Origin of the sequence: Aureimonas altamirensis (assembly GCF_023702225.1) — a bacterium.
GTDB classification, from domain to species: domain Bacteria; phylum Pseudomonadota; class Alphaproteobacteria; order Rhizobiales; family Rhizobiaceae; genus Aureimonas; species Aureimonas altamirensis_B.
Map to the genome: position 1 here is coordinate 173,357 of NZ_JAMQCO010000008.1, position 12,608 is coordinate 185,964.

At 67.7% G+C, this 12,608-nt stretch carries 9 protein-coding genes; 8 read left to right on the forward strand and 1 reads right to left on the reverse strand.

All coding sequences use genetic code 11. The annotated features are described in order from the left end of the window. Positions 1–78 precede the first annotated feature (78 nt). Together NDN16_RS14705 and NDN16_RS14710 are read left to right on the forward strand one after the other, a co-directional pair. Positions 79–1,650, forward strand: a complete 1,572-nt coding sequence (locus NDN16_RS14705) for a GMC oxidoreductase (protein ID WP_251114220.1) — start codon at positions 79–81, stop codon at positions 1,648–1,650. Next, positions 1,647–2,423 carry an SDR family NAD(P)-dependent oxidoreductase gene (locus NDN16_RS14710; protein WP_251114221.1) on the forward strand — a complete coding sequence of 259 codons (777 nt, stop codon included), beginning with the start codon at positions 1,647–1,649 and terminating at the stop codon, positions 2,421–2,423. The genes NDN16_RS14705 and NDN16_RS14710 overlap by 4 nt, the downstream gene beginning before the upstream one ends. A 6-nt stretch (positions 2,424–2,429) precedes the next feature. Here NDN16_RS14710 and NDN16_RS14715 read toward each other — a convergent pair whose 3' ends face one another. Then, positions 2,430–3,962, reverse strand: coding sequence for an acyl-CoA carboxylase subunit beta (locus tag NDN16_RS14715; RefSeq protein ID WP_251114222.1), 1,533 nt, complete (start codon positions 3,960–3,962; stop codon positions 2,430–2,432). A gap of 127 nt (positions 3,963–4,089) precedes the next feature. On the opposite strand from NDN16_RS14715, the gene NDN16_RS14720 reads away from it, so the two are divergent. The 6 genes from NDN16_RS14720 to NDN16_RS14745 all read left to right on the forward strand — a co-directional run bounded on the left by NDN16_RS14720 (position 4,090) and on the right by NDN16_RS14745 (position 12,599). Next, entirely contained in the window at positions 4,090–5,766 is a 1,677-nt protein-coding gene (locus NDN16_RS14720; protein ID WP_251114223.1) for a thiamine pyrophosphate-dependent enzyme, read from the forward strand. A gap of 17 nt (positions 5,767–5,783) precedes the next feature. After that, positions 5,784–7,448, forward strand: a complete 1,665-nt coding sequence (locus NDN16_RS14725; protein WP_251114224.1) for an alpha/beta hydrolase — start codon at positions 5,784–5,786, stop codon at positions 7,446–7,448. A gap of 159 nt (positions 7,449–7,607) precedes the next feature. Beyond that, entirely contained in the window at positions 7,608–8,843 is a 1,236-nt protein-coding gene (locus tag NDN16_RS14730; protein ID WP_353050220.1) for an imelysin family protein, read from the forward strand. Between the two features lie 35 nt (positions 8,844–8,878). Continuing rightward, positions 8,879–10,408 (forward strand): di-heme oxidoredictase family protein, encoded by a 1,530-nt coding sequence (locus NDN16_RS14735; RefSeq protein WP_251114225.1) that lies wholly within the window; start codon positions 8,879–8,881, stop codon positions 10,406–10,408. Next, the gene (locus NDN16_RS14740) at positions 10,408–11,511 is read left to right on the forward strand and encodes an imelysin family protein (protein WP_251114226.1); all 1,104 of its coding nucleotides are present in this window, start codon (positions 10,408–10,410) and stop codon (positions 11,509–11,511) included. The genes NDN16_RS14735 and NDN16_RS14740 overlap by 1 nt, the downstream gene beginning before the upstream one ends. 5 nt (positions 11,512–11,516) lie before the next feature. Then, entirely contained in the window at positions 11,517–12,599 is a 1,083-nt protein-coding gene (locus NDN16_RS14745) for a DUF1513 domain-containing protein (RefSeq protein ID WP_251114227.1), read from the forward strand. Positions 12,600–12,608: the final 9 nt, after the last annotated feature.

A 12,608-nucleotide genomic window follows, 5' to 3' on the forward strand; every position in this document is an offset into this window, starting at 1 on the left:
AGAACAGCGGCAGCGATACACCATTTCATTTTCAATATCTCTTGTTTCCGGAACTACGCAGAGGGCGGTTTTCCTGCCATGGCCGACGACGTCGTTTCACACGTCTGGGACATCATCGTCATCGGATCCGGTGTCGGGGGCGGCACGATCGGCCGCAGCCTTGCGGAATCCGGGCTGTCCGTCCTCTTCCTGGAAAAAGGCGCCGCTGGATACCGCCGCGAAGAGACGCCGCTCGACACGATCTTCCTCGAAGATCCCGAGCAGCGCCTTCTGCGCGGCTTCTGGCCGGACAAGGTCACGGCCTATCTGTCCGGCGTGCGGCGCGACTTCTATGCGCCGCTCGGCGCCGGCGTCGGCGGGACCTCGGTCTTCTACGCCGCGACGCTGGAGCGTCCGGAGCCGCACGATCTCGACGATGATGAGGCTCATCCGCACCCCACCGGCGGCTGGCCGGTTTCGTTCCGCGAGATGCTGCCCTGGTTCGACGAGGCGCAACGCCTGTATCGCGTACAGGGAAGCCCCGTCCCGGACGAGGCCTTTCCGGCGCCGAACGTGACGTTGCCGGCCCCGCCCTCCACGGGCGACAAGGCGATCATGAGCCGGATGAAGGCGGCCGGCCTCCATCCGTACCAGCTTCATTCCGCCATGGCCGAACCGGCCACCTGCCAGAACTGCACCGGCCGCAAATGCCCGCGCCCCTGCAAGATGGACGGGCGGTCCGCCGGCGTGGAGCCCGCGATCGCCACCGGAAACGCCACCGTGCTCGAGCGTTGCGAGGTGGTGGAACTGAAGGCCGGCGACGACGGCGTGGATAGCGTCGTCGCACGCCATGGCGGGCGAACCGTCACGCTGTCTGGCCGGCAGGTGGTGCTGGCGGCCGGGGCCCTGTCGTCGCCGCGGCTTCTGCTGAACTCCGTCTCGGACACCTGGCCGGATGGCATCGGCAACCGTCACGACCTGGTCGGCCGCAATCTGATGTTTCATCTGAACGAACTGTTCGCCATCTTCCCCAAGCGGAGCGAAGCCTATGCGGAGGCCAGCAAATCCGTCGGCTTCCGGGATTTCTATTTCCGCGACGGCGTCCGCTACGGCATGGTCCAGTCCATGGGCCTCAACGCCGGCTACGGCGCCATCGCCCATCATCTCAAGCTGATGGGCGACCGCTCGGTCCTCCGCGCCCTGCCGGGCCGCGCCCAGGCGACCAGCGCCCTCGCGGCAGCGGTCGCGCCGATCCTCGGGCAGGCCAAGATGTTCGTCGGCCTGCTGGAGGATCTTCCCTACCGCGACAATCGCGTGCTGCAGGATGCCGCTTCGGCGGGCGGAATGCGGATCGAGTACGGGTTCGCGCCCGAGCTCCTGAAACGCCGTCAGCGCTTCCGCCAGTTGATCCAGAATGCCGTTCCGGGCCTGCGCAGCATATTCCTGACGCATGAGCCCGAGCCCAATTTCGGCCATCCCAGCGGCACGCTGCGCATGGGCAGGACTGCGGCCGAAGGCGTCGTCGACCGCGATTGCCGCATCCATGGCATGCGCAACCTCTGGGTTGCGGACGCCTCCTTCATGCCGACATCGATGGGGGTGAACCCAAGCCTGACCATCGCCGCGAACGCCTTGCGCGTCGCCAACTCGATCAAGGAATCCATGCGATGAGCGAAGGCAGGCCTGAAGTCGTCGTGCTGACGGGAGCTGGCGTCGGCCTCGGCCGCGCCATGGCGTCCGAACTGACCCGGAAGGGCCGGCTCGTTGCCGGTCTCGCCCGCACCGCGGACAGCCTGGAGGAAACCCGGCGCCTGTGTGCACGGCCCGAGCTTTTCCTGCCGCTTGCCTGCGACGTGGCCGACGAAGCGGCCACCCGGGCGGCCTTTGCGCATGTGCGCGATGTCGCCGGACCGGTGGCGCGCCTGATCAACAATGCCGCGGTCTATCCGAAGGGCGACCTGCTGTCGGAGCCGCCATCGCACATCATGGATTGCCTGGCCGTCAATCTTGGCGGCATGGTCAATTGCGCCCTGGCGGCGCTTGCCGACATGACGCAGGCGGGCCGCGGCCGGATCCTGAACGTCTCGACATTCGCCGATCTCGCCCCGCTTCCCGGAAGTTCGGCCTATTCCGTGTCCAAGGGCGCGGCCCGCATCTTCACGCGGGCCCTGATCGCCGATGTCTGCGACCGCTTCCCGCAGATCGTCATCAACGACTGGATGCCCGGCCAGTTGGCCACGCGAATGGGGCTGGCGGATGGGCTCGACCCGGCCGTGGCGGCGCGCTGGGGTGTGGCGCTGGCGCTCAGCGACGACCGCAGCCTGACCGGATCGATCTTCGAGCGCGATGCCGAGCAGCTTGCGCCCCGATCGCTGAAGCGCCGTCTGGTCGACCGCGTGACTCTGCGGCGTCCGCCGGCCGCGCGCCGTCTCCAGCCGGCCTGACCACCGTCAAAGCGGGATGTTGTCGTGCTTGCGCCAGGGCTGTTCCTGCTTCTTGGAGCGCAGCATGGCGAAGGCGCGCGCCACCCTCCTGCGCGAGGAGTGCGGCATGATGACCTCGTCCACGAAGCCGCGCTCGGCCGCGACGAAGGGATTGGCGAACCGTTCCTCGTACTCCCGCGTGCGCCGGGCGATCGCCTCGGGATCGCCGAGTTCCGAGCGATACAGGATTTCGGCCGCGCCCTTGGCGCCCATCACCGCGATTTCGGCGGTCGGCCAGGCGTAGTTGATATCCGCCCCGATATGCTTGGACGCCATGACGTCGTAGGCCCCGCCATAGGCCTTGCGGGTAATCAGCGTCACCATGGGCACGGTGGCCTCGGAATAGGCGAACAGCAGCTTGGCGCCATGCTTGATGACGCCGCCATGTTCCTGTGCGGTGCCGGGCAGGAAGCCCGGCACGTCCACCAGCGTCAGGATGGGAATGGAGAAGGCGTCGCAGAAGCGCACGAAGCGGGCCGCCTTGCGCGAGGCGTCGATGTCCAGGCACCCCGCCAGCACCAAGGGCTGGTTGGCGACGACGCCCACCGTCTGTCCCTCGATCCGGATGAAGCCGATCAGGATGTTTCGGGCGAACTCGGCCTGCAACTCGAAGAAGTCGCCCTCGTCGGCCAGCGCCAGCACCAGCTCCCGCATGTCGTAGGGCTTGGCCGCATTGTCGGGAACCAGCGTGTCGAGCCGCATCTCCAGCCGGGTCGGGTCATCGTCCGAGGGGCGGGCGGGCGGCGCCTGCCGGTTGTTCAGCGGCAGGAAGTCGAAAAAGCGCCGCGTCGCCTCCAGCGCCTCGACGTCATTTTCGAATGCCGCATCGGCGACCGAGGATTTCCGGGTGTGCGTGGAAGCGCCGCCCAGCTCTTCGGCGGTGACGGTCTCGTTCGTCACGGTCTTCACGACGTCGGGCCCGGTGACGAACATGTAGGACGAGTCCCGCACCATGAAGATGAAGTCGGTCATCGCCGGCGAATAGACCGCGCCGCCCGCGCACGGCCCCATCACGAGGGACAGTTGCGGCACGACGCCCGAGGCTTCGGCGTTTCGGCGGAACACCTCCGCATAGCCGGCAAGGGAGGCCACGCCCTCCTGGATGCGCGCGCCGCCGGAATCGTTGAGACCGATGACGGGTGCGCCATTGCGCATCGCCATGTCCATGATCTTGCAGATCTTCTGCGCATGGGTCTCCGAAAGGGAGCCGCCGAGTACGGTGAAATCCTGCGCGAACACATAGGTGAGACGGCCGTTGATCGTGCCCCAGCCCGTCACGACGCCGTCGCCCGGCACCTTCTGCGCCGCCATGCCGAAATCGGTGGCGCGGTGGGTGACATACATGTCGAACTCCTCGAAGGAGTTCTCGTCGAGCAGGATCTCCAGCCGCTCGCGCGCCGTCAGCTTGCCCTTGGCGTGCTGCGCCGCGACGCGCCTTTCGCCGCCGCCGGCGCGTGCCTGGGCACGCCGTGCATCGAGCTGTTCCAGTATGGCGCGCATGTTGCCTCCCCGCTGCCGGCCCCGATCCGGTTTAGAACAACGCGCGTGGAATTCAAACCTTGTCTCCGCTGCCCGGCGGTCGCATAAACTGCCGGTGCAGCGGGCGCGAGGGGGATAGGCACGACGCATGGCGAGAACGGGTGGTCGATTGCTGGTGGACTGTCTGGCGTCACAGGGCGTCCGGCGCGTTTTCGGCGTACCGGGGGAGAGCTATCTTGCCGTCCTCGACGCGCTGTACGATTGCCGGCCGGCGATTTCCTTCGTCAACGCCCGCAACGAGGGCGGCGCCAGCTTCATGGCCGAGGCGCACGGCAAGTTGACGGGCCAACCGGGCATCGCCTTCGTCACGCGCGGTCCGGGGGCCACCAACGCCGCCATCGGCATCCATGCCGCACGCCAGGCCTCGACGCCGATGATCCTGTTCGTCGGCCAGATTCCGACCGATGTGCGCGGTCGGGAAGCGTTCCAGGAGGTCGATTACCGTGCGGTATTCGGCTCGCTTGCCAAATGGGCGGTCGAGATCGATGAGGCCGACCGCATACCGGAAATCGTGGCGCGCGCCTTCGCCACGGCGCTTTCGGGACGCCCCGGCCCGGTGGTCGTGGCCCTGCCGGAAGATGTCCTGGCCGCGACGAGCGATGCGGAGCCCGCGCGCAGGGTGCTTGTGCCGGAGCCTGCCCCGTCCCCTTCGGATGCGCGGGCGATCGCCGACAGGCTGGCGGGCGCACGCCGGCCCCTGATCCTGGCCGGAGGCGGCGGCTGGACGGCCGACGGGCGCATGGCGCTGGACCGGGCGGCGCGCGCGGCCGACATTCCCGTGGCCGCTGCCTTCCGGTTCAACGACCTGATCGACAACTACGCGCCCCATTACATCGGAGAGGCCGGCATCGCCATGGCGCCGCATGTGGCCCGCATGATCCGCGAGGCCGACGTGATCCTGGCCGCAGGAATACGCTTCGGCGAGATGACGACGGGCGACTACACCCTCTTCGATGCGCCGAACCCGCGCCAGTATCTGATCCATGCCCATGCCTCCGACGCCGAGATCGGCAAGATCTACCAGGCCGACATGCCGGTGCAGTCCGGGCCCAACGCGCTGTTTGCCGCACTTGCCGACGCGGCCTGCGGCGGCGCGCGGCAGGAAGGCTGGACGCAGGAGGGCCGCGCCGCCTACGAGGCCGCGCTCGCTTGTCCCGGGCAACCCGGCGGCGTCGACATGGGCCTCGTGATGGAACATCTGCGTTCCGTGCTGCCGCCGGACGTGATCCTGACCAACGGAGCGGGCAATTTCGCCACGTGGCCCGGCCGGTTCTTTCCGCTGCGCGCCGGGGCCCGCCTGCTGGCGCCGCAAAGCGGCGCCATGGGCTATGGCCTGCCGGCGGCCATCGCCGCGAAGCTGGAGGCGCCGGAGCGCACCGTGGTCTGCTTTGCCGGCGACGGCGACATCCAGATGAATTGTCAGGAGCTGGCAACCGCGCGTCAGGCCGGCGCCGCGCCGATCGTTCTGGTTCTCAACAACGGCAGCTACGGCACCATCCGCATGCATCAGGAGCGGACCTTTCCCGGGCGTGTCTCCGCTACGGACCTGGCCAACCCGGACTTCGTCCAGCTTGCCGAGGCCTTCGGCCTCCACGGGGAACGCGTCGGCCGGACCGACGACTTCGCCCCGGCCTTCGAACGGGCCGCGGCGGCGCCGGGTGGCGCCTTGATCGAACTGATGATCGATGTCGAGGCGCTGACCCCGCGCCAGACACTGAGCCAGATGCGGCAGGCTGCGCTCGAGCGCGCCGTCGCCGCAGGATGAACGGGGCGGAGGCGCGCATGGCGGTTGAAGGCAAGCTATCCGGCCGGCGCAGGTGGACGCTGGGCCTGTCCATGCCCGGCATCGTCCTCGGCCTCTTGTTCTTCGCCGCATCCCTGACACCGAGCCTCCTGCCGCGCGGACCGCTGGTGCAGGGGGCGCTTTCGGGCGCTTCCTTCGCTGCCGGCTATGCGGCTGGCGTATTCCTCCGCTGGCTCTGGGCCTACATGCAGCTGCCGCAGCCGCAGGAAAAACGCGCCCGCGCCCTTCGCATCGCCGGTGGCGTGCTGGCCTTGCCGGCCGTCGCCCTGACACTGTGGAAAGCCGCCGAATGGCAGAACTCCGTTCGGCAGGTCATGGGGCTGGAGCCGGTCGACACGGCGCATCCGGTGCAGGTCGGGCTGGTGGCGCTTCTCGTCTTCCTTGCGCTTCTCGCTTTGGCGCGCCTGTTCGGCGTCATCATGCGGTTGCTGCGCGCCCGGCTGAAGCGGCTGCTGCCGCCGAGGGTGGCCCAGGTTCTGGCCATCGGCCTGACGGTCTTCGCCTTCTGGTACGTCTTCAACGGGGTGATCTTCCATCAGGCGCTGCGGGCGGCCGACAGTTCGTTCCGCGAGCTGGATTCCCATATCGACGCCGAAAGCGCCCCGCCCGAAGACCCGCTCCGCACCGGCAGCGCGCAATCCCTGGTGCGCTGGGAAAGTCTCGGCGCGCGCGGTCGCCAATACATCGCGAGCGGGCCGCGGGCCGCAGAGATCGGCGATTTCTTCGGCACGCCGGCGCAGGAGCCGATTCGCGTCTATGTCGGGTTGAACTCACGCGAGACCGCCGAGGAGCGGGCCACCCTGGCGCTTCAGGAGATGCTGCGCGTCGGCGCCTTCGAACGGTCGGCGCTGGTGGTGATCGTACCCACCGGCACCGGCTGGATCGATCCGGCCGGGGTCGACACGCTGGAATATCTCCACCGGGGCGACATCGCCTCGGTCGCCCTGCAATATTCCTATCTCACGAGCTGGCTGTCGCTGATGGTCGAGCCCGGCTACGGGGCAGAGGCCGGCCGGGCCCTGTTTCAGAAAGTCTACGCGCATTGGACGGGCCTGCCGCCGGGAGAACGTCCGCGCCTCTACCTCTACGGTCTCAGCCTCGGTGCGATGAACTCGGAACTGTCGACCGACCTCTACGAGGTGGTCGCCGACCCCTTCGACGGCGCGCTCTGGTCGGGCCCGCCCTTCACCAGCCGCACCTGGAGGATGGCTACCGACGAACGCGTGCCAGGCACGCCCGAATGGCTGCCGCGCTTCCGCGATGGCTCCATCATCCGCTTCACCGCACAAGAGAACAATCTTGATGCCGCCAGCGCTCCTTGGGGGCCCATCCGCATCGTCTACCTGCAATACGCCAGCGATCCGGTCACCTTCTTCGCGCCCTCGAGCTTCTACCGCGAGCCGGACTGGATGAAGTCCCCGCGCGGGCCGGATGTCAGCCCGGCGCTGCGCTGGTTCCCCATCGTGACCGGCCTGCAGCTGGCAGCCGACATGATGCTGGCCACGACGGCCCCCATCGGTCACGGCCATCTCTATGCGCCCGAGCATTACATCGATGCCTGGATCGAAGTGACGCAGCCCCCGCCCGTGGACGCCGACACGATCGCGCGGCTCAAGGCGTTTCACGCTGCCCGGTTTCGCTGAACCGCCACCCCCGTCGTTTCTGGAATAGTTCTATAATTATGATGAATTGACACAAGTTTGTGATTGCGCCATTAGCAGAAATTCGGTGCCCGCGATCCCGGGCTCGTTCGTGAGGAGGCGGCATTGGCACGCAAACATTCGTTGTCCGCTGTTTCGGCGATCTGCATCGCGGCATTCTCGACCCACTCCGGCGCTGCGGCGCCCGAGCCTCAGGCCGTCGTGCGGCATTACGCCGACATGGCTCTCGCCAAGTACGAGGATTCGCTCGCCACGGCCAGGACGCTCGACGCGGCAGTCGATGCGCTGATCGCCGGGCCTTCCCCTCAGACGCTGGAGGCGGCGCGCAGCGCCTGGAAGGCCGCCCGCATCCCGTATCAGCAATCCGAGGTGTACCGCTTCGGCAATCCCGTGGTGGATGCCTGGGAGGGACGCGTCAACGCGTGGCCGCTGGATGAGGGGCTGATCGACTATGTCGACCCGGCCTACGGCACGGAAAGCGACAGCAACCCCTATTACGTCGCCGACGTGATCGCCACTCCGTCCGCGACGATCAACGGCGAGACGCTGGACATGAGCGAGCTCACGCCGGAAAGCATCGCAGGCCTGCAGGAGGCCGGCGAAGTGGAGGCCAATGTCGCCACCGGCTATCACGCGATCGAGTTCCTGCTGTGGGGCCAGGACCTGAACGGCACCGGCCCCGGCCCCGGCGACCGCCCCTACACCGATTACGACCCGGCCAACTGCACCCATGGCAACTGCGACCGGCGCGCCGCCTACCTGAAGGCCGCGTCGGACCTTCTGGTGGCCGACCTGGAAGAGATGGTCGCCAACTGGCAGCCGGGCGGCGCTGCGGAAGCCGTCGTCGTGGGAGACCCGAAGGTCGGGTTGCGCGCGGCCCTGACGGGCATGGGCTCGCTATCCTATGGCGAACTGGCCGGCGAACGGATGAAGCTCGGCCTGATCCTGCACGACCCGGAAGAGGAGCATGACTGCTTCTCCGACAATACCCATTCCTCGCACCTCAACGACGCCATCGGCATCGCCTCTGCCTATACCGGCCGCTATACGCGCGTGGACGGAACGGAAATGACCGGCCCATCCATCTCCGACCTCGTCGCCGCGAAGGACGCGGCCCTGGACAAGGAGATGCGGGGCAAGCTCGACGTCACGCTGGCCGCAATGCACGCCATGGCAGCGCGCGCCGAGGGCGGAGAAGCCTATGACCAGATGATCGGAGAGGGTAACGAGGCCGGCAATGCGGCCGTGCAGGCGGCCATCGACGGCCTCATCGACCAGACCCGCAGCATCGAGCGTGTGGTTGCCGCCGTCGATCTCGGCCAGGTCGAGATCGAGGGATCGGACAGCCTCGACAATCCGGACGCGGTCTTCGAGTAGGCGGACCGGCCCCCGATCGGTCGCCAGCCATCGCCATGCGCCGTATCGCTGCCCTTGTCGCCTGCCCCTTCGCCGCATGGCTGGTGCTGTCCGCGGCAGCACCGGCGCGGCCGGATTCGCCCCTGTTTGCCGAGAGGAGCGACCTGTCCGCCAAGGACAAGGCGCGCATCGACGCGGTGACCCGCCCAACGAAGGATTTCACCAAGCCGGAGCGGTTCGAGGCCATGTCGGGCGGCGCCGGCACGACGACGGCGCCGGTCAGTGCCGATGCCTTCTCGCACTTCTCCACAAACATCACCTTCGAGGAAGAGGAGCAGTTCAAGCTCGGCAACGCGCTGTTCCGGAAATTCTGGGTTTCCGCCCCGTCATCCACGCAGGCCTCGGACGGGCTCGGGCCGCTCTTCAACGCGCGCTCCTGCCAGAGCTGTCATCTCAAGGATGGGCGCGGCAAGCCGCCCGAGGGCGGCGAGACGCTGTCGATGTTCCTGCGCCTCGCCGGTCCCCCGCGTACCGCGGAGGAAAGGCAGGACATCGCCGAGTATCGGCGCCTCAATAGTCCGGATCCCGTCTACGGGGAGCAGTTGCAGGAGTTCGCCGTGCCCGGCCTGCCGGCCGAAGGCAAGATGCAGGTCTCCTATGTGGAGGAGCCGTTCCAGTTTGCCGACGGAGAGACCGCCTCCCTGCGCCGCCCCGCCTATTCGGTCGCCGGCCTTGCCTATGGCCCGCTCGACAAGGGCACGACACTCTCGCCGCGCGTCGCCAACCCGATGATCGGGATGGGGTTGATCGAAGCCATACCGGCGGGCGACATCCTGGCCAACGCCGATCCCGACGATGCCGATGGAGACGGTATCTCGGGCCGGCCCGCCATCGTACGCGACCATCGCAGCGAAGAGATCGTGCTCGGGCGTTTCGGGTGGAAGGCGCAGAACGGCTCCATCCGCGACCAGGCGGCCAGTGCCTTTGCCGGCGATATCGGCATATCCACGCCGGATGTGCCCCGCAGCCACGGCGACTGCACGAAAGCCCAGCCGGCCTGCATTGCGATGCCGGATGGCGTCCAGCCACGCCTCGGCGATACGGAAGCGCCCGACCACGTCATGGACCTGGTGACCTTCTATTCCAAGAACCTTGCCGTGCCGCGCCGCCGCGATGTCGACGATCCGACCGTATTGCGGGGCAAGCGGATGTTCTATGACAGCGGATGCCCGGCATGCCATGTCCCCAAATTCGTCACCAGCCGGCAGGCCGACAACAAGGCGCAGGCCTTCCAGCTGATCTGGCCCTACTCCGACTTCCTGCTGCACGACATGGGCGAAGGGCTGGCGGACGGGCAACCGGTCGGCATGGCGAGCGGCCGTGAATGGCGCACTCCACCCCTTTGGGGCGTCGGCCTGACCGAAGCGGTCAGCGGCCACAGCTTCTTCCTGCATGACGGCCGGGCGCGGAACCTCACCGAGGCTGTCCTCTGGCACGGTGGCGAGGCCGCCACCGCCAGAGACGCCTTCGCCGCCTTGCCGTCCGACGATCGTGCCGCCCTTCTCCGCTTCCTGGAGTCTCTCTGATGCGCCTGCCTCATGTCATCGTCCTGCTGGCCCTCTTGTCATCGGCCGCCAACGCCCAGGAAGGGGCGAGCGCCCCGCCGCCGCCGCTTGTCCCGGCACAGGTCATCGCCATCCTGAAGAAGGCGGTCGACGGCGCGATCCGGCCTGGTTATGCCGCCTTTGCCGACAGCACGCGGCGCCTCGGCGGCAGCCTGCGCGCGCTGTGCGACGCGCCTTCGGCGGAAACGCTCGATGCCGCCAGGACGGCCTTCAAGGCCACGGCCGCGCAATGGGCCCGGATCGAGATCGTCCGGGTCGGGCCCGTCCTGCAGGACAACCGTTTCGAGCGGATCCTCTATTATCCGGACCGCAAGGGGCTGGGCCTCCGACAGGTACAGGCATTACTTGCCGAAAAGGACGCTTCCGTGCTGGAGCCCGGCGCTCTCGAAGGCAAGAGCGTCGCCGTCCAAGGCTTGGGCGCGCTGGAATTCGCCCTTTTCGGCACCGGATCGGACGGCCTTGCAACAGAGGCCGAACCGTATCGCTGCCGGTACGGCGTCGCCGTTGCGGACACCGTCGCATCCATCGCCCGGCAACTGGACGAGGCCTGGGCCGCGCCGGATGGCATCGCCGCGGTCTGGACGCGGCCGGGCGCACAAAACCCTGAGTTTCGTACCGTGGAGGAAGCGGCAACCGGACTGCTCGGACTGCTCGTGCATGGGGCGGAAGCACTACGCGACCAGCGCGTCGAAGGCTTTTACAAGGGAGTGGACAGGGCGACGTTCCCGCGGCAGGCCTTGTTCTGGCGCAGCGGCAGCACCTTCACGATGATCTCCGGCAATATCGACGGGTTGCGCACCCTTTTCGATGCTTCCGGCATGGGTACGCTTCTGGGCAGGGACCAGCTTGGAACGGTGGACAGCATCCACTTCCTGATGGCCAACATGGAGCGCGTCTCCAATGCCGCCAATCCGGACATCGAGGCGCTGATGGCCGATCCCGAGGGGCGCGGGCAAATGCAATACCTGCTGGTGGCCGGCAAGGATCTCATCCTGCGCTTCAACGACGAGTTGGGCGGCGCCATCGGCCTGTCGGCCGGCTTCTCCTTCCAGGATGGAGACTGACGACAATGGTCCCGCGCCCGCTCCTCGACAGGCGCGCCTTCATGGGCGCTGCGGGCGCCGGTTTCCTGGCAGCGCTCGGCCCGCGCGCCGCACTGGCGCTGGCGCGCACCGACGCCGTCTTCGCCTCGGCGTTCCGCGCGCCGGACGGCAGCTTCGGCGTCGCAACCATGACGGAGCGGGGCGAGATCGTGGACAAGGCCCGGCTGCCGGACCGCGCCCACGGCATGGCGGCATGCGGGGCGACCGGCCGGGTGGTGGCGTTTGCGCGCCGGCCCGGCACCTTCGCGGTGATCTTCGACAAGGATGCGGCGTGTGAGCCACTTGTGATTGCCACGCCGGAGGGGCGGCACTTCTTCGGCCATGGTGAGTTTTCCACCGACGGGCGCATCCTGTTTGCAAGCGAGAACGATTTCGAAGCGGGGCGCGGGGTCATCGGCCTGTACGACGCGACATCGGCGTTCCGTCGCATCGGGGAGTTCGACGCCCACGGCATCGGCACCCATGATATCGGCGTCAGCCCGGACGGTCGCTTTCTTGCAATCGCCAATGGCGGCATAGAAACCCATCCGGATTTCGGCCGCACGAAACTCAACCTCGACAGGATGCAGCCGTCGCTGGTGCTGCTGGATGCGCGCAGCGGCGCGCTGGTGCAGCGTCACGTGCTGCCGCCGGCGCTGGCGCAACTGTCGACACGCCACCTCGCCTTCGGCGAGCGCGGACGCATCTGGTTCGCCTGCCAGTTCGAGGGGTCGCGCAACGAGACGCCACCATTAGCCGGCTATTTTTTTCCGGGCGGCGAGCCGGTATTCGTGACGCTGCCGGCGGACGTAACGGAACGGATGGGGCATTATGTTGGGGCTATCGCCGTCAACCGTACCGACGGGCTGGTCGGCCTTTCGTCACCGAGGGGCAGCCTGGTGCTGCTGGATGCCCGCGATGGACGGTTTGTATCGGAACGCGCCGTCCGCGACGCGGCCGGTGTCGCGGCGTCGGCCGTCGGAATTGCGGTAGCGAGTTATGACGGGACGCTGGCGGAAACGAAAAGCCCGGTCAACTGGGACCAGCATCTTTTGCGGATTCAAAGCTGACGGAGACGG

Bases quoted from the DNA above. Each gene is read 5' to 3' on its own strand.
- NDN16_RS14705 (WP_251114220.1), top strand. From the start codon at position 79: ATGGCCGACGACGTCGTTTCACACGTCTGGGACATCATCGTCATCGGA.
- NDN16_RS14710 (WP_251114221.1), top strand. From the start codon at position 1,647: ATGAGCGAAGGCAGGCCTGAAGTCGTCGTGCTGACGGGAGCTGGCGTC.
- NDN16_RS14715 (WP_251114222.1), bottom strand. From the start codon at position 3,962: ATGCGCGCCATACTGGAACAGCTCGATGCACGGCGTGCCCAGGCACGC.
- NDN16_RS14720 (WP_251114223.1), top strand. From the start codon at position 4,090: ATGGCGAGAACGGGTGGTCGATTGCTGGTGGACTGTCTGGCGTCACAG.
- NDN16_RS14725 (WP_251114224.1), top strand. From the start codon at position 5,784: ATGGCGGTTGAAGGCAAGCTATCCGGCCGGCGCAGGTGGACGCTGGGC.
- NDN16_RS14735 (WP_251114225.1), top strand. From the start codon at position 8,879: ATGCGCCGTATCGCTGCCCTTGTCGCCTGCCCCTTCGCCGCATGGCTG.
- NDN16_RS14740 (WP_251114226.1), top strand. From the start codon at position 10,408: ATGCGCCTGCCTCATGTCATCGTCCTGCTGGCCCTCTTGTCATCGGCC.
- NDN16_RS14745 (WP_251114227.1), top strand. From the start codon at position 11,517: ATGGTCCCGCGCCCGCTCCTCGACAGGCGCGCCTTCATGGGCGCTGCG.